This is a genomic window from Kitasatospora sp. NBC_00240, assembly GCF_026342405.1.
Classification (GTDB): Bacteria; Actinomycetota; Actinomycetes; order Streptomycetales; family Streptomycetaceae; genus Kitasatospora.
This window is the reverse complement of record NZ_JAPEMU010000001.1, coordinates 3,940,121-3,962,652: the sequence shown is the minus strand read 5'-3', so window position 1 is coordinate 3,962,652 and position 22,532 is coordinate 3,940,121. Positions and strand designations below refer to the sequence as shown.

19 protein-coding genes and 1 tRNA gene are annotated in these 22,532 nt (G+C 73.8%); 10 read left to right on the top strand and 10 right to left on the bottom strand.

Annotated elements, in window-relative coordinates:
• Nucleotides 1–2: 2 nt before the first annotated feature.
• Together OG689_RS16675 and OG689_RS16670 are read left to right on the top strand one after the other, a co-directional pair.
• Nucleotides 3–695, top strand: coding sequence for an AIM24 family protein (locus OG689_RS16675; protein WP_191289424.1), 693 nt, complete (start codon nt 3–5; stop codon nt 693–695).
• A gap of 12 nt (nt 696–707) precedes the next feature.
• Nucleotides 708–1,391 (top strand): AIM24 family protein, encoded by a 684-nt coding sequence (locus OG689_RS16670; protein WP_266321250.1) that lies wholly within the window; start codon nt 708–710, stop codon nt 1,389–1,391.
• Between the two features lie 114 nt (nt 1,392–1,505).
• On the opposite strand, the gene OG689_RS16665 is transcribed toward OG689_RS16670, so the two are convergent.
• Together OG689_RS16665 and OG689_RS16660 are read right to left on the bottom strand one after the other, a co-directional pair.
• Nucleotides 1,506–2,093, bottom strand: a complete 588-nt coding sequence (locus tag OG689_RS16665; protein ID WP_266321249.1) for an NUDIX domain-containing protein — start codon at nt 2,091–2,093, stop codon at nt 1,506–1,508.
• Nucleotides 2,090–3,634, bottom strand: a complete 1,545-nt coding sequence (locus tag OG689_RS16660) for a zinc-dependent metalloprotease (protein ID WP_266327199.1) — start codon at nt 3,632–3,634, stop codon at nt 2,090–2,092. The genes OG689_RS16665 and OG689_RS16660 overlap by 4 nt, the downstream gene beginning before the upstream one ends.
• A 311-nt stretch (nt 3,635–3,945) precedes the next feature.
• Between OG689_RS16660 and OG689_RS16655 the strand changes: the two genes are divergently transcribed.
• From OG689_RS16655 to OG689_RS16640, 4 genes are all read left to right on the top strand, one after another.
• Nucleotides 3,946–4,995 carry an NAD-dependent epimerase/dehydratase family protein gene (locus tag OG689_RS16655; RefSeq protein WP_266327197.1) on the top strand — a complete coding sequence of 350 codons (1,050 nt, stop codon included), beginning with the start codon at nt 3,946–3,948 and terminating at the stop codon, nt 4,993–4,995.
• A gap of 319 nt (nt 4,996–5,314) precedes the next feature.
• On the top strand, nt 5,315–5,755 hold the full coding sequence (locus OG689_RS16650) for a molybdenum cofactor biosynthesis protein MoaE (protein WP_266321248.1): 441 nt from the start codon (nt 5,315–5,317) through the stop codon (nt 5,753–5,755).
• A 258-nt stretch (nt 5,756–6,013) separates the two neighbouring features.
• Nucleotides 6,014–6,190, top strand: a complete 177-nt coding sequence (locus OG689_RS16645; RefSeq protein WP_266321246.1) for a hypothetical protein — start codon at nt 6,014–6,016, stop codon at nt 6,188–6,190.
• A gap of 42 nt (nt 6,191–6,232) precedes the next feature.
• Nucleotides 6,233–7,315, top strand: coding sequence for a PDZ domain-containing protein (locus OG689_RS16640; protein ID WP_266321244.1), 1,083 nt, complete (start codon nt 6,233–6,235; stop codon nt 7,313–7,315).
• Nucleotides 7,316–7,471: 156 nt separating this feature from the next.
• On the opposite strand, the gene OG689_RS16635 is transcribed toward OG689_RS16640, so the two are convergent.
• Nucleotides 7,472–8,035 (bottom strand): PPA1309 family protein, encoded by a 564-nt coding sequence (locus OG689_RS16635; protein WP_266321243.1) that lies wholly within the window; start codon nt 8,033–8,035, stop codon nt 7,472–7,474.
• A 194-nt stretch (nt 8,036–8,229) separates the two neighbouring features.
• On the opposite strand from OG689_RS16635, the gene OG689_RS16630 reads away from it, so the two are divergent.
• From OG689_RS16630 to OG689_RS16620, 3 genes are all read left to right on the top strand, one after another.
• Nucleotides 8,230–11,193: a UPF0182 family protein gene (locus OG689_RS16630; protein WP_266327195.1), complete on the top strand. Its 2,964-nt coding sequence runs from the start codon at nt 8,230–8,232 to the stop codon at nt 11,191–11,193.
• Between the two features lie 111 nt (nt 11,194–11,304).
• Nucleotides 11,305–11,378, top strand: a tRNA-Met gene (locus tag OG689_RS16625).
• A 479-nt stretch (nt 11,379–11,857) separates the two neighbouring features.
• Nucleotides 11,858–13,843: a sel1 repeat family protein gene (locus OG689_RS16620; RefSeq protein ID WP_266321241.1), complete on the top strand. Its 1,986-nt coding sequence runs from the start codon at nt 11,858–11,860 to the stop codon at nt 13,841–13,843.
• 160 nt (nt 13,844–14,003) lie between these two features.
• On the opposite strand, the gene OG689_RS16615 is transcribed toward OG689_RS16620, so the two are convergent.
• Nucleotides 14,004–14,414: a Fur family transcriptional regulator gene (locus OG689_RS16615; RefSeq protein ID WP_266321239.1), complete on the bottom strand. Its 411-nt coding sequence runs from the start codon at nt 14,412–14,414 to the stop codon at nt 14,004–14,006.
• A gap of 124 nt (nt 14,415–14,538) precedes the next feature.
• On the opposite strand from OG689_RS16615, the gene OG689_RS16610 reads away from it, so the two are divergent.
• The gene (locus OG689_RS16610; protein WP_266321238.1) at nt 14,539–16,017 is read left to right on the top strand and encodes a catalase; all 1,479 of its coding nucleotides are present in this window, start codon (nt 14,539–14,541) and stop codon (nt 16,015–16,017) included.
• A gap of 119 nt (nt 16,018–16,136) precedes the next feature.
• Here the strand turns inward: OG689_RS16610 and OG689_RS16605 are convergent, their stop codons facing one another.
• The 6 genes from OG689_RS16605 to aroA all read right to left on the bottom strand — a co-directional run bounded on the left by OG689_RS16605 (nt 16,137) and on the right by aroA (nt 22,511).
• A complete protein-coding gene (locus OG689_RS16605) occupies nt 16,137–16,496 on the bottom strand; it encodes a DUF742 domain-containing protein (protein ID WP_266321236.1) in 360 nt (119 codons plus the stop codon).
• Entirely contained in the window at nt 16,493–18,409 is a 1,917-nt protein-coding gene (locus tag OG689_RS16600; protein ID WP_266321235.1) for an ATP-binding protein, read from the bottom strand. The genes OG689_RS16605 and OG689_RS16600 overlap by 4 nt, the downstream gene beginning before the upstream one ends.
• Nucleotides 18,410–18,672: 263 nt before the next feature.
• Complete coding sequence (gene hisN, locus OG689_RS16595) at nt 18,673–19,470, bottom strand: histidinol-phosphatase (RefSeq protein ID WP_266321233.1); 798 nt, start codon at nt 19,468–19,470, stop codon at nt 18,673–18,675.
• 103 nt (nt 19,471–19,573) lie between these two features.
• Nucleotides 19,574–19,897 (bottom strand): multidrug efflux SMR transporter, encoded by a 324-nt coding sequence (locus OG689_RS16590; protein ID WP_266321232.1) that lies wholly within the window; start codon nt 19,895–19,897, stop codon nt 19,574–19,576.
• A 210-nt stretch (nt 19,898–20,107) separates the two neighbouring features.
• Nucleotides 20,108–21,163, bottom strand: coding sequence for a ribosome small subunit-dependent GTPase A (gene rsgA / locus OG689_RS16585; protein ID WP_266321230.1), 1,056 nt, complete (start codon nt 21,161–21,163; stop codon nt 20,108–20,110).
• Between the two features lie 16 nt (nt 21,164–21,179).
• The gene (gene aroA / locus OG689_RS16580; protein ID WP_266321228.1) at nt 21,180–22,511 is read right to left on the bottom strand and encodes a 3-phosphoshikimate 1-carboxyvinyltransferase; all 1,332 of its coding nucleotides are present in this window, start codon (nt 22,509–22,511) and stop codon (nt 21,180–21,182) included.
• Nucleotides 22,512–22,532 lie beyond the last annotated feature (21 nt).

Genomic DNA, 22,532 nt, shown 5'->3' with positions numbered 1-22,532 from the left:
CCATGCAGAGGCAGACGCTCTCGGGCACGTACCTGGAGGGGTACCTGGAGTCCCCGGTGACGGCCAGGATGAGCAACCACGGCGCCGCGATGTGCAAGGTCGCGGTGACGACGGGCCAGGACGTCCTGGCGAAGCCGGGCGCGATGGTCGCGTACGACGGGTTCCTGCAGTACGAGGCGGTCTCGCAGACCTTCCGGCGGGCGCTGGGGGAGTGGGCCTCGGGTGAGCGCAGCCCGCTGCTGCGATGGTCCGGGGACGGCACGCTCTACCTCGCCGACTTCGGTGCCGACGTGCTCAACCTGCAGCTCGACAACGAGTCGCTGTCCGTCAACGGCTCGCACCTGCTGGCCATGGACGCCGGGCTGACCTGCGTGGTCGAGAAGGTGAAGGGCCCGGCGATGCTGGCCGGCACCGGGCTGTTCAACGTGACGGTGTCCGGCAGCGGCTGGGTTTCCGTCACCTCCCGGGGCGTACCGGTGGTGCTGGACTGCGCCGAGGCCGAGACCTTCGTCGACCCGGACGCGCTGGTCGCCTGGACCACCGGCCTGGAGATCAAGACCCGGCGCACCGTCAAGGTCGGCGCGCTGATCGGCCGCGGCAGCGGCGAGGCCCTGCAGCTGGGCTTCAAGGGCTCGGGCTTCGTCGTCGTCCAGCCCAGCGAGGACACCTCCGACCGACTCAAGATCCGCGGCTGAGGAGCGACCACCGTGCAGAGCCCCCTTCTCGACCACGCCGCCCTGACCGGCACCGAGCGCTACTCCCTGCAGAACCCGCAGATGCTGCGGGTGGTGCTGGACGGCGGCCCGGCCGACGTGCTGGCCCGCAGTGGCGCGATGGTCGCCCACACCGGCCGGGTCCAGTTCACCGGCTGGACGCCGCCGGGCCGCCGCAACCGTGCCAACGTCGCACCCACCGAGCTGGACCTGATGCGGTGCAGCGGCGCCGGCACGGTCTACCTCGCCAACCTCGCGCAGCACCTGCACATCCTCGACCTGCGGCGGGACCGGCTGACGGTGAACAGCACCTACGTGCTGGCGATGGACACCACGATCACCTGGCAGGTCGTCGGCATCGAGGGCGGTGAGCGGATCGCCGGGGTGGGCACCCGCAGTCTGGAGCTGACCGGCAGCGGCCGGCTGGTGCTGATGACCTCCGGCCAGCCGCTGGTGATGCGGGTCGAGCCGGGCCGGTACGTGTACGCGGACGCCGACGCGGTGGTCGGCTGGTCCTCGGCGCTTGAGGTGCAGCTCCAGGCGCAGAGCAGCAACACCGAGGCCTGGCGGCGGCGCGGCACGGCCACCGAGGGCTGGGAGATGGCCTTCACCGGCAGCGGCTTCGTCCTGGTGCAGCCGAGCGAGCTGCTCGCCCCGCAGCGGGTGCCGATGCGCTGACCGGCCGCCGGCCGCAGGGGCGCGCGGCTGCGGACATGACGAAGGGGGCCCGGTCACCCGGGCCCCCTTCGTCGTGTGCGGGTGCGGCCGGTCGGCCCGGCCCGGCAGCGGAGGTCAGCCGGTCAGCGTCCTGGCCCGGGCGACCAGCGTGCGCAGCGAGTCGTCGGTCGGTTCGGGCAGCCCGTCGTACTCGAACCAGCGCAGGTCCAGCGACTCCTCGCTGATCAGCGCCTCGGCGCCGGGTCGGGCCAGCGCGATGTACTGGACGTCCAGGTGGGTGTTCTCCGGGCGGTCCTTGCCGGTGCAGCGCACCTGGTGCCGGTCGAGCAGCACCGGGACGGGCGCGCCGTCGGCCGTGAGCAGGGTGAGGTCGGGGATGCCGGACTCCTCGGTGGCCTCGCGCAGCGCGGCCGCCGCGAGGGTCGGGTCGCCCGGCTCGCAGTGGCCGCCCATCTGCAGCCAGATGCCGACCTTGGGGTGCAGGGTCAGCAGCACCCGGCCGGCGGCCGGGTCGACGACCAGGGCGCTGGCCGTGAGGTGGGCCGGGAGGCAGGCCCGGAACATTCCGTCGGCGTTGCCGGCCAGGTGGGCCAGGTAGTCGCGTCGGAGCCGGTCCTGGCCGGCGTCGGCGGTCCGCCACCCCTCCAGGGTGCGCACGGCGTCGCTGTGCAGCGCCGTCGCGCTCGTCTCGGTGACCGTCATGCGGTGGGCTCGCCCTTCCCGTCCTCGTCGGTGCCGCGCGGCTCGTCGGTGCCCTTCGGGCCGCCCGCGGCGTCCCCGGTGCCGCCCTTGCCGGCGGCCGCCTCGCCGAGCAGCTTGTCGAGCGCGTCGAAGTCGAAGCCGCCCTCGGCGTCGTCGGCGGAGCCGCGGTGCACGAAGCCGTCCGGGTCGTCGAGGTCGGCGGCGGTCGGCAGCATGTCGGGGTGCTGCCAGAGGGCGTCGCGGCCCTCGACGCCCCGGGCGTCGGCGAGGGTGGCCCACAGCCGGGAGGCGTCCCGGAGCCGGCGCGGGCGCAGCTCCAGGCCGACCAGCGTGGCGAAGGTCTGTTCGGCGGGGCCGCCGGCGGCCCGGCGCCGCCGGACGGTCTCGCGCAGCGCGCCGGCCTGCGGCAGGTGCGGCTGGGCGGCGCTGTGCACGACCGCGTCCACCCAGCCCTCGACCAGCGCGAGCGCCGTCTCCAGGCGGGCCAGCGCGGCCTTCTGCTCGGGGGTGTCCTCGGGCTGCAGCAGGCCGCCGGCGAGGGCTTCCTGCAGGGCCTCGGGGTTGCTCGGGTCGAGCTGGCCGGCCAGCTCCTCCAACCGGGAGGTGTCGACCTTGATGCCGCGCGCGTACGCCTCGACGGCGCCGAACAGGTGCGCCCGCAGCCACGGCACGTGCGCGAAGAGGCGCTGGTGGGCGGCCTCGCGCAGGGCCAGGTAGAGGCGTACCTCGTCGGCCGGCACGTTCAGGCCCTCACCGAACTCGGCGACGTTCTGCGGCAGCAGCGCGGCCTTGCCGGCCGGGGCCAGCGGGAGGCCGACGTCGGTGGAGCCGACCACCTCGGCGGCCAGCGCGCCGAGCGCCTGGCCGATCTGGGTGCCGAACATGGCGCCGCCCATCGAGCGCATCACGCCCATCAGCGGGCCGGCCATGGCCTGCATCTCCTCGGGCAGGACGCCGCCCATGGCGTTGCCGACCCGCTCGGCGACCGGGTCGACCAGGTCCTTCCAGACCGGCAGGGTCGCCTCGATCCACTCCGCGCGGCTCCAGGCCACGGCGGTGCCGGCACCGGAGGGGAACTCGGTGGCGGAGTCCAGCCAGAGGTCGGCGAGCCGGACGGCCTCGGCGACGGCCGAGCGCTCGGCGGCGCTGACCGAGCGGTCCTTACTTGTCGCCCTGCGGCGATCGCCCTCGACGGGCTCGGCGACCACGGTCTGCCGGGCGATGTCCTTGGCGAGCTCCCAGTTCACCGGGCCGCCGTCGAAGGACAGCATCTGCCCGAGCTGCTGGAAGGCCGCGCCGAGGTCGTTCGGGTCGAGGCCGCCGAGCATGGCGCCGAAGGGGTTGTCCGCGCCGTTGCCGCCGGGCGCGCCCATGCCGAAGAGCGCCCCCAGGGGGTTGCCGGGCCCGAAACCGAAGGGCATCTGCGGGGTGGCGCCCGCGTCGGGGCCGCCCTGCTCGGAGTTCTCGGACTTGTCGCGCTTGGCCTTGCCGTCCTCGGGCTCCTCGGGCGGAACGCCGAATCCGAAGGGGAGGTCGCTCACGGGTTCCTCGATCTGGTCGGCCGTCACGCGGATGGTGTGGCGGGGAAGTCTGCAGGCCCGGGGCGGTGGAAGGAGTCGGAACTCACAGCCGGTGAGCGGCTCCCGCACGGACCGGCCCGCGCGGGGTGCACCGCCGGGCCTTCGCCTCGGGCAGGATGGACCGTACGTAACACTCGTACGTACGCACATAAGCTAACCGTGGAGGATGGCCGGTGAGTTCCCCGCCTTCGGACGTTCGCTCTGGGCTGACCGGAGGTGAGGACGACCCACGCACCACGGCGTCGCCGCCTCCAGCCTACGGCGGCAAGCCGCTGACCGTGGCGGTCACCGGTGCCGCCGGTGTGCTCGGCGAACGGGTCGCGGCCCGGCTGGTGGCCTCGCCCGGCGTCCGCAAGGTGCTGGCCGTCGACGACCGGCGCGGCGAGGTGCCGGGCGTGCAGTGGCGCGTCCTGGACGTCCGCGACCCGGCGGTGGCCGAGCGCCTGGCCGGGGTGGACGTGGTCGTCCACCTGGCGATGGACCTGGGGATGGAGACCGACCCGCGCGCCCGGAGCGCGTACAACGTGCGGGGCGCGCAGACGGTGCTGACCGCCTCCGCGGCCGCCGGTGTGGGCCGGGTGGTGCTCTGCACCTCCGCGATGGTCTACGGGGCGCTGCCGGACAACGAGGTGCCGCTCGCCGAGGACTCCGAGCTGCGGGCCACCGAGGAGGCCTCGCTGGTCGGCGACCTGCTGGAGATCGAGCGCCTGGCCCGCCGGGCCCCGCGCGCCCACCCCGGCCTGCAGGTCACCGTGCTGCGTCCGGCCGTGGTGGTGGGACCGGGCGTCGACACCGTGCTGACCAGGCACTTCGAGGCGCCCCGACTGCTGGTGGTGGCCGGTTCGCGGCCCTGCTGGCAGTTCTGCCACGTGGACGACCTGGCGGCAGCACTGGAGTACGCCGCGCTCGGCCTGGTCGAGGGCGAGGTGACGGTCGGCTGCGACGGCTGGCTGGAGCAGGAGGACGTCGAGAAGCTCTCCGGCATCCGGCGGATGGAGCTGCCGGCCGCGCTGGCGCTCGGCACCGCCGCCCGGCTGCACCGGCTGGGCCTGACCCCGGCCCCGGCGGGGGACCTCGCCTACACGATGTACCCCTGGGTGGTGTCCGGCAGCCGGCTGCACGAGGCGGGCTGGCGCCCGGCCCACTCCAACGAGCAGGTGCTGGCCGAGCTGCTGGCGCAGGTCGCCGGCAAGCACGCGGTGGCCGGTCGGCGGCTCGGCGGCAAGGAGGCCGCCACCAGCCTGGGCGCGGCGGGTGCCACGGTGGCCCTGGTCGGTACGGCGGCGCTGGTGCGCCGGGCGCGCAAGCGGCGCCGCTTCTGAGGCGGTCCGCCGACGGCCCGCGCCGCTCGCCGGCAGCTCCGCGCCCGTGGCTCGACGCCCCCGGCGGCGGTTGCGCCCGTCCGGCCGGCGGTCCGCCCGTGGCCGCCCGGTGCCGGCGGTCCTCGTCCCGGAGTGCCGACCGCGTGGTGTGCGTGTGGTGTGCGCGTGGTGGCCGCCCGCGGCCGTCGGCCCGCGGTCCTTGGCGCCGGAGTCCCGCCCGTCCGCCGAAATCCCGGATGTTTCTCACGATGCGAAAGTTCACAATCGTGATGCGGAAGCCCCTTGCCCAGGCCCGGCCGGGATGAGGAATCATGGGGGCATGTCCGAGAACCACGACCCCATCCGCCTGCTCGCGATCCGCGACACCCCGCTCTCCCTCGACGAGGTGTACGAGGCGGTCGGGGACGACGCGGCCGGCGGGACCACCGTCTTCGTCGGGACGGTCCGTGACCACGACGGCGGCAAGTCGGTCGCCGCGCTGGAGTACAGCTGCCACCCGACCGCCGAGCAGGAGATGCGCCGGATCGCCGAGAAGGTCGTCGCGGACTTCCCCGTCCGGGCGCTCGCCGCGGTGCACCGGATCGGCCGGCTGGAGATCACCGACAAGGCCGTGATCGTCGCCGTCTCCTGCGCCCACCGGGGCGAGGCCTTCGCGGCCGCCCGCCGCCTGATCGACGATCTCAAGCACGAGGTGCCGATCTGGAAGCACCAGGTCTTCTCCGACGGCGAGGAGGAGTGGGTCGGCGCCGGCTCCTGCTGAGCGCCCGGCCCGCCGGCTCCCCCCAGTGGCACCGCCCTGCCCTTCGGGTACCCGCCTCACCCGTCCGCCGGCCCGGGGCGTTACCCGCCTCACCCGTTCGGCCGCGCTCCCGGAGGGGCCCGGAGGCCCCTGCGCGGTGCTGTGGGCGGGTTGTCGGTGCCGTAACCCGGATGGCGCCAAGCCCGTTGTTCGTGTGGGTGGTTAATCTGCTCATAGACACGACGAGCTGGGAGTTCGGATATGGGTGCGCTCGCCTGGTTGATCATTCCCGCGGTCGCCGCGGTGCTTGCGTCGATGTGGGCGCTCTGGGCGGCCCGGGCCCCCAAATCCGCCGGTGATCCGGCCTCGCTGGCCGAGCACCAGCGCTTCCTGGCGGCGATGGAACGCACCACGGCGGCGCCCGGCGCGGCCCCCACGGAACGCCTGGGCCGGTAGCCCGGCGGGCGCCCGGCCACCGGCGTCCCGTACTGTCGAGCCATGCCACGCCGCTCTGCGACGATGCTCGCCGCCACCCTGCTGCTGATAGCCCTGCTCTGCGTCTCCGTGCTCATGAAGGTGCCGTACACGGAGATGAGCCCCGGGCCGACGTACAACACGCTCGGTGTGCAGGACAAGACGGGCCGGCCGGTGATCACCATCACCGGCCACGAGTCGTACCCGACCACCGGCCACCTCAACATGACGACCGTCCAGGTGACCGGCGCGAAGTACGAGCCGAGCCTGGTCTCGGCGGTGGTCGGCTGGCTGCGCGGCGACGTCCTGGTGGTGCCGCACGAGAACGTCTACCCGCCCGGGCAGACCGACAAGGAAGCGCAGCAGCAGAACGCCGAGGAGTTCGCCTCCTCCGAGGACAGCGCCAAGACGGCCGCGCTGAGCGAGCTCGGCATCCCGATGGGCAGCGAGGTGATCGTGGCCTCGGTGGTGGCCGGCGGACCCTCGGACGGCAAGCTGCACGCGGGCGACCGGATCGTCTCGGTGGACGGCACCGTGGTGACCGCGGAGGACCAGGTCGCCAAGCTGGTCACCAAGCACAAGCCCGGCGAGAACGTGGTCTTCACCGTCGTCCCGCGCGGCAAGGACAGCACGGCGCCGGACCAGGGGCAGCCGACCGACGTCACCGTCACCACGGCCAAGGCCTCCGACGGGGACCGGGCGATCGTCGGGATCGGCCCCGACACCAAGCACACGTACCCGTTCCAGATCGACATCGGCCTGCAGGACGTGGGCGGGCCCAGCGCCGGGCTGATGTTCTCGCTCGGGATCATCGACAAGCTGACCCCCGAGGACCTGACCGCCGGCAAGTTCGTGGCCGGCACCGGCACGATCACCGACGACGGCAAGGTCGGGCCGATCGGCGGCATCGCGATGAAGCTGATCGCCGCCCGCGACGCCGGCGCGCAGTACTTCTTCACCCCGGCCGACAACTGTGCCGAGGCCGCCGGGGCCACCCCGAGCGGGCTCACCCTGGTCAAGGCGGAGACCCTGGACGGCGCGCTGAAGTCGCTGGAGCAGGTCCGCTCCGGGCAGACCGCGGCGCTGCCCTCCTGCGGCAAGGGCTGAGCCGCCGGGCGCAGCCGCCCGGGCCGGCGGAGCGCAGCGCCGCGCCGGGCGGCCGCGAGGAGTCCGCACGGCCGCCCGGCGCGGGTCAGGCACAGGCGGGGTGAAGCCCGGGCACGCCAGGCGCAGGCCACCGGGTAAGGCTCGGGCCCGGGCGGCTCAGGCGAAGGTGGCCAGCAGTGCGTCGGTCAGGCCCGGCACCAGGTCGGGGCCGGTCAGCACCTCGCGCGCGACGTCCTTGGAGCGCAGCCGCAGCGCCGTCTCACGCTTGCCGTCGCGCAGCACGGCGGCGGTGATCCGCACCTCCTCGCGCTTGGGGTGGTTCGCCACCCACTCGGCGAGCTGGGCCTCGGTGGCGTTCTTCGGGCGGCTCTGCTCGGCGCCCGGCGGGAGCATCAGGCGCTCGACCACCAGCGCGCAGCCGGCGATCATGTCGGGCCAGGCGATCGTCCCGAGGAACTTGTCCAGCTCCATGCCGGCCGGCAGCTCGTCCTGCTCGATCGGGGTGAGGCCGGGCTCGTCGGAGGCCGCCAGGCCGAGCTGCTTGGCCAGCTTGGGGTCGGCCTTGCGCAGCTGGGCGCTGTCCACCAGGGCGAAGAGCCGGGCCGGGAGGTCCCAGCCGAGAGTGGAGGCGTACTCGTCGATCTCCAGCGCGGCCCTGGTCAGCGGGGTGGCGGCGGGGAGGCTGGAGACGTCGGACGGGGTGTTGGAAGCATCGGACATGCCTCAATCCTCACACGAGGCGGGCTGCCCCGGTGCCCGGCGCTCCCGGCCCGGCGGCGGCCCCGGGCCCCGGCCCGGGGAACCGGTACCGAACCGACAGCAAAGCCTGGGAACTCAGGTAAAGACTGATTAAGTTGCATGGAGGACCGAACGATTCGAGACGACACAGCCGAGGTGCCACCGTGGTGTTCCAGATGCCCGACCGCTCAGGACCGGGCTTCCGGCCGAGAGTCGGCCCGCCCTCACGGCGCACCCGGGTGCTCCTGCTGACGGTGGGCGTGCTCGCGGTGCTGTTCCTGCTGTTCGTCATGTTCGCCGGGTTCTGGACGGACTGGCTCTGGTTCAAGTCCGTCAGCTACTCCTCGGTCTTCACCACCCAGCTCTGGACCAAGGTCGGGCTGTTCGCCGTCGTGGGCCTGCTGGTGGCGCTGTTCGTCGGCGCCAACATCTGGCTGGCCCACCGGCTGCGCCCGCCGCTGTCCGCGATGTCGGTCGAGCAGCAGAGCCTGGACCGCTACCGGTCCGGGATCGCCCCGTTCAAGCGCTGGGCGCTGATCGGCGTCACGCTGGTGGTCGGCCTGATCGCCGGCGCCGCCGCCTCCGGCCAGTGGCGGACCTGGCTGCTGTTCACCAACGGCACCTCCTTCGGGGTCAAGGACAGCCAGTTCAACCTGGACGTCTCCTTCTACGCCTTCGAGCTGCCGTTCTACGAGTTCATGCTCGGCTTCGCCTTCAGCGCGGTGATCGTCGCGCTGCTGGCCTCGGTCCTGGTGCACTACCTGTACGGCGGCCTGCGGCTGCAGGGCCCCGGCCGGCGCGCCAGCGTCGGTGCCCAGGGGCACCTGGCCGTGCTGCTCGGTGTCTTCGTCCTGCTCAAGGCGGCGGCCTACTGGCTGGACCGGTACGCGCTGGCGGTCAAGACCGGCTCCTACAAGGGCGTGGACGGCTGGACCGGCCTGCGCTACGTGGACGCCAACGCCTTCCTGCCGGCCAAGACCATCCTGTTCTTCGTCGCGGTCATCTGCGCCGTGATGTTCTTCCTGACCCCGCTGCGCCGCACCTGGGTGCCGGCCCTGATCGGCTTCGGCCTGATGGCGCTCTCGGCGGTGCTGATCGGCGGCGTCTACCCGGCGATCGTCCAGCAGTTCCAGGTCAAGCCGAACGAGCAGGCCAAGGAGACGCCGTACATCCAGAAGAACATCGACGCCACCAGGCAGGCGTACGGCATCGCGGACAGCCAGACCCAGCCGTACACGCCGAAGGCCAGCACCACCGCGGACGCCCTGAAGCCGGACGCGCAGACCATCGCGGACATCCGGCTGCTGGACCCGAACGTGGTCTCGCCGACCTTCCAGTCGATCGAGCAGCAGCGCTCGTACTACGCCTTCCCGAGCACCCTGGACGTCGACCGCTACGGCAACGGTGCCGGTGCCCAGGACACCGTGATCGGCCTGCGTGAGCTGGACCTCAGCGGCGTCCAGGGCGACAAGCGGAACTGGATCAACGACCACTTCAAGTTCACCCACGGCTACGGCGCGGTCGCGGCCAAGGGCAACCAGGTCAACGACAAGGGCCAGCCGGTCTTCACCGAGTCCAGTCTGCCGGCCACCGGTTCGCTGGGCGAGTACCAGCAGCGGATCTACTACGGCGAGAAGACCGGCACCTACTCGATCGTCGGCGGCTCCAACCAGGAGATCGACTACACCACCGACACCGGGGACAAGCTCTACCAGTACACCGGTGGCAGCGGCGTCTCGCTGGACAACCCGTTCACCCGGGCCGCGTACGCGGTGAAGTTCGCCGAGCCGCAGATCCTCTACGCGGGCGCCATCACCGACGGCGCCAAGGTGATCTACGACCGCACCCCCAAGGAGCGGGTCGAGAAGGTCGCGCCCTGGCTGTCCATCGACGCCGACCCGTACCCGGTGGTGCAGGACGGCAAGCTGGTCTGGGTGCTCGACGGCTACACCACCTCGGACGGCTACCCGTTCGCCTCGAAGACCACCCTGGGCGCGGTCACCAAGGACTCGCTGACCAACCAGCGCGGTGAGCTGCTCACCGCGGCCAACAAGGTCAACTACATCCGCAACTCGGTCAAGGCCACCGTGGACGCGTACACCGGCGAGGTGACGCTCTACCAGTGGGACGACGCCGACCCGGTGCTGAAGACCTGGATGAAGGCCTTCCCGGACACCGTCAAGCCCCGCACGGACATCCCCAGCACGCTGATGCCGCACCTGCGCTACCCGCAGGACATGTTCAAGGTGCAGCGCGAGCTGCTCGGCCAGTACCACGTGACGGACGCCGGCTCGTTCTTCAACGGCACCGACATCTGGCAGATCCCGGTCGACCCGACCAGCGACACCAAGCAGGTCCAGCCGCCGTACTACCTGACCGTCCGGATGCCCGACCCGGCCGTGACCGCGGCGAGCTTCTCGCTGACCACCACCTTCGTGCCCAGCGGGCGGGAGAACCTGGCGGCCTTCATGGCGGTCAGCGCGGACCCGGGCCCCGAGTACGGCAAGATCCGCATCCTCAAGGTGCCGGGCGACAGCAAGACCCTCGGGCCGAACCTCGTCCAGTCCCAGTTCAACTCCCGGCCCGAGGTCGCCAACCAGCTGACGCTGCTGAAGAGCGGCGGGGACTCCGACCTGGAGTACGGCAACCTGCTCACCCTGCCGGTCGGCGGCGGGCTGCTGAACGTCGAGCCGGTCTACGTCAAGGGCCGCGGCGCCAAGTACCCGGTGCTGCAGAAGGTGCTCGCGGTGTACGGCAACGACAACGTGGCGTTCGAGAACACCCTGGAGGAGGCGCTGAAGAAGGTCTTCGCCGGTGTCTCCACCGGGACGACCACGCCGCCGGCCACCACGCCGACGACGCCCACCACGCCGACGAGCCCCACCACGCCGCCCGCCGCGGGCAGCAACGACCCGGTGGTGCAGAAGGCGCTGCAGGACGCCCAGAAGGCGATCACCGACAGCCAGGAGGCGCTGAAGGCCGGTGACTGGGTCAAGTACGGCCAGGCCCAGAAGGCTCTGCAGGACGCGGTGAGCGCGGCGATCGCGGCCGAGCAGAAGGCGGGTACGCCCGCCGGTTCGCCCTCCCCGGCCGCCACCCCCTCCGCGGCCGCGACCCCCTCGCCGGGGGCCACCCCGTAAGGTCCGGCCCGGCCGCGCGAACGCGCGCGACCGGGCCGTGAACCGCGCCGGGCCGCCCGCCCGGCGCGGTTCACGGCCCCGTCCGTGATCGTGATAGAGTTCAACTACCGACGCGGGGTGGAGCAGCTCGGTAGCTCGCTGGGCTCATAACCCAGAGGTCGCAGGTTCAAATCCTGTCCCCGCTACAAAGGCCGAAGGCCCGGAGGATCTTTCCTCCGGGCCTTCGGTGTTGTGCGGCCGGAAGGGTGGCCGCCCGGGGGTGTCCTGGCCGGGCTTGGTCCCGGTGGCGGCGGCTTCGGTACCATCTAGCGTTGCTCGCCCGATCCGTACCGGTCGGCCGGGCGGGGAGATCTGTCCGGGTGTCGCCAAGGGTGCCGACCATCGCCGGCTGCCGGTGCGGCCCCTCTGCCGTTCGGTGGCGAACACTCACCATCGGGGCCCTGGTGGGGGTTTGTGAGGCTGAAGTGTCGGGAAATCGACAAAGCACTGAAGCAATCCCGCCGGCTTCGGCCCGCACCACCAAAATTGGCCGGGGCAGGTGTACGCGGGTTGCGGGTGATGCGACGATGGAGCACATGGGGTACGGGGCGCGGCTGTTGACCGGCCGTCGGCTCCGATCTGCCCCCGGCAGATGCCGCGACACTCTGGGGGAGCGGGAGTCGGCATGAAGCTGATCGGAAAGAACGGACCAGGGAGCAAGCCCGTCACGGCCGAACCGGACACCGAGGGCTGGGCGCAGAGCCCGGACCCGGAGGGCGCGGAAGGCCTGCCGGGCGCCCTGCCGGCCCAGCGCACCAGCGGCCTGGCGGATCGCCGGCCGTCGGCCGGCTACGGCCCCGACAGCCTGGTCCACGTCTCCGCCCAGCAGTTCGCCGCCGGTGTCGGCCCGTACACCGGGCGCCCGGACGCGCCCGTCGGCGAGGACCCGGACCAGGACGGCGCGGGCCTCGACGGCGCCACCTTCGAGCGCGCCCTCGCCGCCCGCGAGCAGGCCGCGCTGGAGGGCCGCCACCGGCAGGCCGCCGACGAGGGCGACACCGACGCCGCCAGCCGGCTCGGCGCCCTGCTGCTGCGCCGCGGCGACCTGGAGGACGCCGAACCGTACCTGCGCGCCGCCGCCGCGGCCGGGGTGCGCGCCGCAGCCAACAACCTCGGCGTCCTGCTGCACCAGCAGGGCCACCGGGCCGAGGCCGCGCAGTGGTGGCGGCAGGCCGCCGTGGCCGGCAGCGCGCCCGCCGCCCACGCGCTCGGCCTGCAGCTGCGCGACCAGGGCGAGGAGGAGGCCGCCGAGTACTGGCTGCACTTCGCCGCCGACCACGGGCACCCGCTGGGGGCGTACGCGCTGGGCGACCTGATGGAGCACCGGCGCGACGTGCGCGCCGAGCGCTGGTTCAAGGTGTCCGCCGACGCGGGCCACCGGGAGGCCGCCTACCGCCTCGCCCGGATGCGCGAGGCGGCCGGAGACAAGGACACCGCCGAGACCTGGTACCGCACCGCCGCCGCCCGCAGCCACGCCCGCGCCTCGCTGCGCCTGGGCGTGCTGCTGGAGGAGCGCGCCCAGGGCGACCCGGCGCTGATGGAGGAGGCGGCGCGCTGGTACCGCCAGTCCGCGCAGAACGGCGAGCCCCGGGCGGCCTGCGCGCTGGGCTTCCTGATGCGGGACGCCGGCGACCTCACCGCCGCCGCCGAGTGGTGGCAGGAGGCGGCCGAGGCCGGCGACGGCAACGCCGCCAACGCGCTCGGCGCCCTGCACGCGGGCCGCGGCGAGGCCGCCGTCGCCGAGCACTGGTACCGCGCGGCGCTGGACGCCGGCGACCAGAACGGCGCCTTCAACCTCGGGCTGCTCTGCGCCGGCGCCGGCCGCGACCAGCAGGCCGAGCAGTGGTACCGGCGGGCGGCCTACGCCGGCCACCGGGAGGCCTGCAACGCGCTGGCCGTCGTGCTGCTGCAGCGCGGCGACGAGTCGGGGGCCGAGCCGTGGTTCTCCAAGGCGGCCGAGGCGGGCAGCGTGGACGGCGCCTTCAACCTCGGCGTGCTGCACGCCGGGCGCGGGGAGCAGCAGCAGGCGCACGAGTGGTACGCGCGCGCCGCCGCGGAGGGCCACGGCGAGGCCGCCCTCCAGCTGGCCGTCGCCCAGGAGCAGCGCGGCAACCTGCCGGGCGCCCTGGAGCGCTACCGCCAGGCGGCCGGCGGCGGTTCGGCCGAGGGCTGCTTCCGGCTGGCCTCGCTGCTGGACCGGCGCGGCGACGCCGACACCGAGGCCGAGCACTGGTACGCGGTCGCGGCCGACGCCGGCCACCGCCGGGCGCAGGTCAGGATGGGCGTGCGGGCCGCCGAGCGCGGCGCGCTGGAGATCGCGGAGAGCTGGTACCGCCGGGCGGCGGAGGCCGGCAGCCGCAGCGCGGCCTTCAACCTGGGCCTGCTGCTGGCCCGTCAGGACAGCGAGGCCGAGGCGATGCTCTGGTACACCCGGGCGGCGGACGCCGGCCACGGGCGGGCCGCGCTGCGCCTGGCGCTGCTGGCGCTGCGGCGCGGGGAGCCGGTGCAGGCCGAGAACTGGTGCCGGCGGGCGGCCGACTACGGCCCGGCCGAGGTGGCCGAGCGGGCCGGCCGGCTGCTGGGGGCGCTGCACGCCGAACTGAGCGCCTGAGCACGGGGGCCCGTATCCGCCGCGACCGCGCGCCGGGCGGGCCTTTTCGCCGCGCCGGAGCTCCGTCCCCCGCCGGGGCGTGGACCCGTGGACGGGGGTCCGGCCGTTCCGGGCCGGGGCGTCGGTGCGGGGGCCGCCGGGTGCCCGGGCGGGCAGCCGGCTAGCGACAGTCGGGGCAGAGCCCGCGGTAGGTGACCTCGGCGCCCGAGAGGGTGAAGCCGAAGCGCTGGTCGGCCGGGAGCGCGGCGACCGGGTCGCCCAGCGGGTGGACGTCGCGGATGGCGCCGCAGCCCGAGCAGATCAGGTGCTGGTGCGCGTGGTGGGCGTTGGGGTCGTACCGCTTGGCGCGCCCGTCGGTGGCGACCTCCAGGACCTCGCCCAGGGTCACCAGTTCGCCGAGCGTGTTGTAGACGGTCGCCCGGGAGATCTCGGGCAGTCGGGAGACGGCGCGGGCGTGCACCTCGTCGGCGGTCAGGTGGACGTGGTCGCCGTCGAGCACCTCGGCCACGACCCGCCGCTGTGCGGTCAGGCGCCAGCCGCGCATCCGAAGTCGTTCCAGCAGGTCACTCATGCGGCCAGGGTAGCAAGCACCGTCTTCCTTCGGAACAGCTCCGGACTTGGGATCAGTATTGACTTGGACAAAGTCCAAGCTAGGCTGAAGCCCCTCACGACCGGACGACGCGGAGGTCTCCCCGATGACTGCCCAGGACGAGCTGCGGCCCACGCTGACCACGGAGGCGGGCGCGCCCGTGGCCGACAACCAGAACACCGAGACCGCAGGCACCGGCGGTCCGGCGCTGATACAGGACCAGCTCCTCTTCGAGAAGCTCGCGCACTTCAACCGCGAGCGCATCCCGGAGCGCGTGGTGCACGCCCGCGGCGCCGCCGCCTACGGCACCTTCACGGTGACCGGCGACGTGACCGCCTACACCCGGGCGGCGTTCCTGTCCGAGGTGGGCAAGGAGACCGAGACCTTCCTGCGCTTCTCCACCGTGGCCGGCAACCTCGGCTCGGCCGACGCCGTCCGCGACCCGCGCGGCTTCGCGCTGAAGTTCTACACCGAGGACGGCAACTACGACCTCGTCGGGAACAACACCCCGGTGTTCTTCATCAAGGACGCCATCAAGTTCCCGGACTTCATCCACACCCAGAAGCGGGACCCGTACACCGGCTCCCAGGAGGCCGACAACGTCTGGGACTTCTGGGGCCTCTCGCCCGAGGCGACCCACCAGGTCACCTGGCTCTTCGGCGACCGCGGCATCCCCGCCTCCTACCGCCACCTGGACGGCTTCGGCTCGCACACCTACCAGTGGCAGAACGAGGCCGGCGAGCACTTCTGGGTGAAGTACCACTTCAAGACCGACCAGGGCATCAAGAACCTCACCAGCGAGGAGGCGGCCGTCCTCGCGGGCACCGACCCCGACTCGCACCAGCGCGACCTGCGCGAGTCGATCGAGCGCGGCGAGTTCCCGAGCTGGACGGTCAGCGTCCAGATCATGCCGGCCGCCGACGCCGCGACGTACCGCTTCAACCCCTTCGACCTCACCAAGGTCTGGCCGCACGCGGACTACCCGCTGGTCGAGTTCGGCACGCTGGAGCTCAACCGCAACCCGGACAACGTCTTCGCCGAGGTCGAGCAGTCGATCTTCTCGCCGTCGCACTTCGTGCCCGGCATCGGCCCGTCCCCGGACAAGATGCTGCAGGGCCGCCTGTTCGCCTACGCGGACGCCCACCGCTACCGGGTCGGGATCAACGCCGACCACCTGCCGGTGAACCGCCCGCACGCCACCGAGGCGCTCACCAACAGCCGGGACGGCCACCTCTACGACGGCCGCCACGGCCGTCGCAAGAACTACGAGCCGAACACCTTCGGCGGCCCGGTCCAGACCGGCCGCCCGCTCTGGGCCGCGACCGCCGTCACCGGCACGACCGGCAACCACGAGGCGCCCTCGCACCGCGAGGACGACGACTTCGTGCAGGCCGGCAACCTCTACCGGCTCTTCGGCGAGGACGAGAAGGCCCGGCTGATCGACAACCTGGCCGGCTTCATCGCCAAGGTCTCCGCCGACCGCGACGACATCGTCGAGCGGGCGGTCGAGAACTTCCGCAAGGCCGACGCCGACTACGGCCGACGCCTGGAGACGGCCGTCCGCGAGCTGCGCAAGCAGCCGTAGCGGCCCCACGAACAGCGGGCCCCGGAACCAGTTGCCCACCCACTGGTCCGGGGCCCGCACCCATGAGGGGCCCGCACCCTTGAGGGGGCGGCGTCGGGGGCGCGGCCCCGCAGGGCGGTTCAGAGCCGGAGCAGACCGTCCCTGATCCGCTCCAGCAGCGCCACCGACGGGTTGCCGGCCAGGTGGACCCGTACGTACCGCTCGGCCGCCAGGTCGGCCACCAGCACCCGGGCGACGCCGACCGGCACCGGCAGCAGGGCGGCCAGCTCGGCCACCGAGCGCGGGTACTGGCAGAGCTCGACGATCCGGTGCCGCTCGAAGCCGAGCGGCGCGCTCAGCGCCGCCGGCGCCGCCGAGACCAGCGTCTCCAGCCTCAGTTCCCCGGTGACCGGGCGGGTCCGCCCGGCGGTGACCACGAACGGGCGGACCACCTCCCCGGTCTCGTACTCCCCGGCCCCGAACTCCTCGCCGCCCCTCACCGCGCCTCGCTCGGCTGCAACTGCTGCGGCGACTGCGGGGCGGACGCCAGCAGGCCGCCCGGCAGCAGGACCGTCGCCGTCACCCCGCGCACCGGCGACGGCGTCAGCCGGACCCGGGCGCCGAGCCGGACGGCGAGCCGGCCGACCACGTAGTGGCCGAGCAGCCCCGTGCTGCCCACCAGGAAACTCTCCTCGCCGCCCAGCCGGGCGTTGGCCCGCTCCAGCTCGGCCTCGGTCATCCCGGCGCCGTGGTCCACCACGGCCACCAGGTAGCCGGCCCCGCCGAGCCGGGCGTAGACCTCGACGTCGGTGTCGGGCGCCGAGGCGGCGAGCGCGTTCTCGATCAGCTCGGCCAGCAGGTGGGCCACCTCGGCCACCGCGGCGCCGTCCAGCTGCGCCTCGTCCACCTGGCGCAGGACCACCCGGCGGTAGTCCTCCACCTCCCCGAGGGCCGCCCGGACGACGTCGCCGGTGCCCACCGGCCGGGCCCAGCGGCGCGGGCTGCGCTCGCCGGCCAGCACCAGGACGCTCTCCGCGTTGCGCCGCATCCGGGTCGCCAGGTGGTCCAGCTCGAACAGGTTGGCCAGCACCCCCGGGTCGTGCTCCTCGCGCTCCAGGGCGGACAGGAAGCCCAGCTGACGGCTGACCAGGGCCTGGTTGCGGCGGCCCAGGTTGGCCAGCGAGCCGGTGCTGTTGCGCTGCAGGACACTCTGCTCGACGGCGAGCCGCAGCGCCGTCGCCGACACCCGGTCGAGCGCCTCGGCGACCTCCGCCAGCTCCTGGGCCCGGCCGGCCCCGACCGGGGCGGGCAGGGCGGCCAGGTCGTCCAGGTCCTGCCCGGGCCCCGCGTCGCGGATCCGGCCCACCGCCTCGGGGAGCACCCGGTCGGCCAGGTCGGCGGCCCCGGCGGCCAGCGCGGCCAGCGGGCGGGTGATCGAGCGGGTCGCGGCCAGGCCGAGCAGCACGGCGCCGAGCACGGCGGTCACCGCCAGCAGGACGTCCAGCAGCAGCGCCCGCAACGCGTCCGAGCGCAGCTCCGCCGCCCGCTCCCGGCTCTCCGCGGCGGCGCCGCTCTGGACCTGCTGCAGGTCGTCCACCAGGGTGCTGGCCGCCCGCCACCAGTCGGCGGGCAGCACCGGCAGGTGCTCGGCGGCGAAGCCGGCCAGCGCCTGCTGCTCCATCCCGGCGACGGTGACCGCGGCCGGGGTGCGCAGCGCGGCGTCCAGCGCGTCGGTGCGGGCCGCGGTGGCGGTGCGCGGCACCTGGGCCACGGCGGCACCGCGCACCGCCATGATGCGGACGAAGGAGGGGTAGTCGGCCCCCTTGAAGGAGCCGGTGGCGAGCACCCCGTTCAGGGTGCCGCGCTCCAGGGCGGTCGCCTCGGTGGCCTCGCACAGGGCCCGCAGGGTGGCGAGCGAGGCCTGCAGCCGGTCGTCGCCGGAGGCGCCGAGGCCGTCGAAGGCGGCCGAGGTCAGCCCGGTGACGGCGGTGGTGAAGAAGCCGAGCGCCTCGGCGCGGGTGGCGGTGCCGGTGTCGGCCCGCCCCCGCAGGGCGGCCAGCTGGCCGAGGCCGGTGAGCGCGGAGCGGACGGCGGCGGCGCCGGGCGGGCCGGCCGCCAGTCGCTGGTCCAGCGCCCGGCGGGCCTGGTCGGCGGCGGCGCGGCCGCCGCCGAGCTGGGCCCGGAAGCTCTCGTCGCCGCCGAGCAGCCCGGCGGTCAGGCCGCGTTCGCGCTGCAGCTGGTGGACCAGTTCCTGGGTGGCGACGGTCAGCGCGACCTGGTCGTCGGTCCGGCCGGCCGCGGTGAAGCGGGTGGCCTGTCCGGCCGTGCCGAGCGCGGCGAGGACCACCAGCGCGCCGGTGGGCAGCGCGAGCAACAGGGCCAGTCGGTGACGGATGGTGCGGACGGTACGCACGTGGGGAGCCCCCTGGGCGAGCGGCCCGGCGTGGGTGGGCGTCCGGGGAGTGGGGCGCGGCCCGGGAGCCGGCGCCTTGGCCCGTCGAAGCGTAGGGGGTGGGGATTGCCGCGGAGTTGCACCGAACTCAGCGTCGGCCTGGTGCACTTGATGGGCAGTCGGCAATCCGCCGGACCAGCGGCGGAAACACTGCCGTCGTACACCGGCCGGGCCCGGGCGAGCCGGGGCGGAGCGGGGCCGCCCCGGCGGCCGGGCCGGTCCGCTCAGACGCTGAGCCGGCGCAGCGCCTCGTCGTGCAGGATGCCGTTGGAGGCCACCGCGTCCGCGCCGCCGGGGCCGGGCACGCCGTCCAGGCCGGTGAAGCGGCCGCCCGCCTCCTGCACCACGATGCAGGGCGCGGCCATGTCCCAGAGGCTGAGCTCGGGTTCGGCGGCGATGTCCACCGAGCCCTCGGCGACCATCATGTACGACCAGAAGTCCCCGTAGGCGCGGGTGCGCCAGCAGGCGCGGGTGAGGTCCAGGAACGGGTCGAGGCGGCCGCGCTCCTCCCAGCCGCTGAGCGAGGAGTAGGAGAAGGAGGCGTCCGCCAGCCGGGAGACGCCGGAGACGTGGATCCGGGAGGCCTTGGCCAGGCTGCGCCCGGCGTAGGCGCCGAGGCCCTCGGCGGCCCACCAGCGGCGGTTCAGCGCGGGGGCCGAGACCATGCCGACGACCGGGCGCTCCTCGCCGTCGGCGCCGGTCTCCAGCAGGGCGATCAGGCTGGCCCAGACCGGGACGCCGCGGATGTAGTTCTTGGTGCCGTCGATCGGGTCGATCACCCAGCGGCGCGGGCCCGAGCCCTGCATGCCGAACTCCTCGCCGAACACCGCGTCGCGCGGGCGGGCCCGCTGGAGCACGCCCCGGACCAGCTCCTCGGCGGCCTTGTCGGCGTCGCTGACCGGGGTCAGGTCCGGCTTGGTCTCGATCTTGAGGTCGAGCGCCCGGAAGCGGTCCAGGGTGATCGAGTCGGCCGAGTCGGCGAGGACGTGGGCGAGGCGGAGATCGTCGTGGTAGTCGGCCATGGGCGAAACAGTAGCGAGGTGCCCGGCATCCCGACAGTCGGGCCCGGTCGTCGGACAACCGTGTCGGGGGACGGCCGGGCCGGGCGCCGGAGGGCCGGGCGGGTCAGTGTCCGCTGCCGCTGAGCTGCAGGCCGACCACGCCGGCGATGACCAGGCTGATCGAGACCAGCTTGAGGGTGGAGGAGGACTCGTCGAGGAAGACCATGCCGTAGATCGCGGTGCCGGCCGCGCCGATGCCGGTCCAGACCGCGTAGGCGCTGCCCACCGGCAGGCTCTTGAGGGAGAGGGTGAGCAGGCCGAAGCTGCCGAGGGCGAAGGCGCAGAAACCGATGGTGGGCCAGAGCTTGGTGAAGCCCTCACTGAGTTTCAGGTTGATCGCGAAACCTGTCTCCAGCAGGCCGGCGAGGATCACCAAGGCCCATGCCATCGCGCTGACTCCCTGTCGATCGACGGGTCGGGCCGATGCGGCCGACTTTCCTATGATCACCAGAGCGGGCCACTCCGACACCTCGCGGCGCACCGCAATCCGGGCCGGGATCGCCCCCGGCCGGCTGCCGGGCAGCCGGGTGCCGGAGCGCTCCGCGGCCCGGCGGCCTGATCGGCCTGCCGGGCGCCGGAGCCGCCGGGTGACCGCGGGTCAGTCGCCGTCCCGGGTGTCCTTGGAGGAGAGCAGCCGCCGCAGCGAGTACAGCCGGGCCTGCTCGGCGTGGCCGTCCGTGACCCAGGCGTCCAGCGCGCAGTCCTTCTCGTCGTGACTGCAGGCCCGCGGGCAGTCCACCGTGCCCGGCTCCAGGTCGGGGAAGGCGTGGATCACCCGGGACGGGTCGATGTGCGAGAGCCCGAAGGAACGGAAGCCCGGCGTGTCGATCACCCAGCCCGGGTCCAGCGCCTTCTTCGAGCCAGGCTTCACCCCGGGGGGCGGCGGCAGCCGCAGGGCCAGCGCGGAGACGGTGGTGTGCCGGCCGCGGCCGGTCACCGCGTTGACCACGCCGGTGCTCCGCTGGTGCAGCGGGACGAGGGCGTTCACCAGGGTGGTCTTGCCCACCCCGGAATGGCCGATGAACACCGTCGACCGCCCGCGCAGGTGGGCGCGGACCGCCTCGGCGCCCGCGGTCTCCAGCTCGTCCCGCCTGGTCACCACATAGGTGATGCCGAGCGGGGCGTACGACTCCAGCAGCGGTTCGGCCGGCGCCAGGTCGGACTTGGTGAGTACCAGGATCGGCTCCATGCCCGCGTCGTAGGCCGCCACCAGGCAGCGGTCGATCAACCGGGGCCGGGGCTCCGGGTCGGCCAGCGCGGTGACGATGGCCAGCTGCTGGGCGTTGGCGACCACGATCCGCTCGTACGGGTCGTCGTCGTCGGCGGTCCGCCGCAGCACCGAGGTGCGCTCCTCCACCCGGACGATCCGGGCCAGGGTGTCCGGCTCGCCGGAGAGGTCACCGACGATGTTCACGACGTCGCCGACCACCACGCCCTTGCGGCCCAGCTCGCGGGCCTTCATCGCGACGATCTCGCGCTCGTTCTTCGTCCCCGCGTCGACCAGGCAGGTCAGCCTGCCGCGGTCGACGGTGAGGATCATCCCTTCGGCGGCGTCGTCGTGCGTGGGGCGGATCCGGGTCCGTGGCCGGGAGCCCTTGCGGCCCGGGCGGTTGCGGATGTCGTCCTCGTCGGCGTCCTTGCCGTAGCGGCGCATGTGCTCAAGTCTCCGCTCAGGCCCTCGCCGCCGCCCCTGCGAGGAGGTCCGACCACATCTGCGGGAAGTCCGGCAGGGTCTTCGCGGTGGTGGCGATGTTCTCCACCTCCACCCCCTCGACGGCCAGGCCGACCACGGCGGCGGCGGTGGCCAGCCGGTGGTCCTCGTAGGTGTGGAAGACACCGCTGTGCAGGGGGCGCGGGCGGATCCGCAGGCCGTCCTCGGTCTCGGTGACGTCGCCGCCGAGGTCGTTCAGCTCCTTGGCGAGCGCGGCCAGCCGGTCGGTCTCGTGCAGGCGCAGGTGGGCGATGCCGTAGAGGTGGGACTCGGAGTCGGCCAGCGCCGCCACCGCCGCGATCACCGGGGTCAGCTCGCCCACGTCGTGCAGGTCGGCCTCGATGCCGCGGATCCGGCCGGTGCCGGTGAACTCCAGGCCCTCGTCGGTGAAGCGGTAGCTGCCGCCCATCTGCGTGTAGATCTCGCGCAGCTGGTCGCCCGGCTGGGTGGTGTGGGCCGGCCAGTCTCGGACGGTCACCCGGCCGGCGGTGACCAGTGCGGCGGCGAAGAACGGCGCCGCGTTGGAGAGGTCCGGCTCGACCACCAGGTCACGGCCGAGCAGAGCGCCGGGGGTGACCCGCCAGATGTCCTTCTCGCCGCCGTCCTCGGGGGCGTCCACCTGGACGCCGGCGAGGCGCAGCATCTCCACGGTCATCCGGATGTGCGGCAGCGAGGGCACCGGGCCGCCGACGTGCCGCACCTCCACGCCCTGGTTGTAGCGGGCGCCGGAGAGCAGCAGCGCGGACACGAACTGGGAGGAGGACGAGGCGTCCAGCTCGACCGGCCCGCCGTCCAGCGCGCCCGAGCCGTGCACGGTCAGCGGGAACGAGCCGCGCCCGCCGTCGTCGATCCGGGCGCCCAGCGCGCGCAGGGCGTTGATCACGCCGTGCTGGGGGCGCTCGTAGGAGCGCGGGTCGCCGTCGAAGTGCACCGGGCCGTCGGCCAGCACCGCGAGCGGCGGCAGGAAGCGCATCACGGTGCCGGCGTTGCCGACGTCGACCCGGGCCGGGCCGCGCAGCACGGGCGCCGGGATGACCCGCCAGGCCTCGCCGCCGCCGCTGCCGCCGGTCGCGTTGTTGACCGTCTCCTCGATGCCGACGCCGAGCGCCCGCAGGCCGTCGGCCATCAGCTGGGAGTCGCGGCTGCGCAGCGGGCGGCGGACCCAGCCGGGCTCGCCGGCCAGCGCGGCCAGCAGCAGCGCTCGGTTGGTGACTGACTTGGAGCCGGGGATGGTCACGGTCGCGTCAACGGCGGTGGTCGCGACGGGGGCAGGCCACAGGGTCTCGGTCATAGGGGCAAGTTTAGGGGCCGT

Bases quoted from the DNA above. Each gene is read 5' to 3' on its own strand.
- OG689_RS16590 (WP_266321232.1), bottom strand. From the start codon at position 19,897: ATGGCATGGGCCTTGGTGATCCTCGCCGGCCTGCTGGAGACAGGTTTC.
- OG689_RS16630 (WP_266327195.1), top strand. From the start codon at position 8,230: ATGCCCGACCGCTCAGGACCGGGCTTCCGGCCGAGAGTCGGCCCGCCC.
- OG689_RS16640 (WP_266321244.1), top strand. From the start codon at position 6,233: ATGCCACGCCGCTCTGCGACGATGCTCGCCGCCACCCTGCTGCTGATA.
- rsgA (WP_266321230.1), bottom strand. From the start codon at position 21,163: ATGCGCCGCTACGGCAAGGACGCCGACGAGGACGACATCCGCAACCGC.
- OG689_RS16675 (WP_191289424.1), top strand. From the start codon at position 3: ATGCAGAGGCAGACGCTCTCGGGCACGTACCTGGAGGGGTACCTGGAG.
- OG689_RS16665 (WP_266321249.1), bottom strand. From the start codon at position 2,093: ATGACGGTCACCGAGACGAGCGCGACGGCGCTGCACAGCGACGCCGTG.
- hisN (WP_266321233.1), bottom strand. From the start codon at position 19,470: ATGGCCGACTACCACGACGATCTCCGCCTCGCCCACGTCCTCGCCGAC.
- OG689_RS16635 (WP_266321243.1), bottom strand. From the start codon at position 8,035: ATGTCCGATGCTTCCAACACCCCGTCCGACGTCTCCAGCCTCCCCGCC.
- OG689_RS16620 (WP_266321241.1), top strand. From the start codon at position 11,858: ATGAAGCTGATCGGAAAGAACGGACCAGGGAGCAAGCCCGTCACGGCC.
- OG689_RS16615 (WP_266321239.1), bottom strand. From the start codon at position 14,414: ATGAGTGACCTGCTGGAACGACTTCGGATGCGCGGCTGGCGCCTGACC.
- OG689_RS16650 (WP_266321248.1), top strand. From the start codon at position 5,315: ATGTCCGAGAACCACGACCCCATCCGCCTGCTCGCGATCCGCGACACC.
- aroA (WP_266321228.1), bottom strand. From the start codon at position 22,511: ATGACCGAGACCCTGTGGCCTGCCCCCGTCGCGACCACCGCCGTTGAC.
- OG689_RS16610 (WP_266321238.1), top strand. From the start codon at position 14,539: ATGACTGCCCAGGACGAGCTGCGGCCCACGCTGACCACGGAGGCGGGC.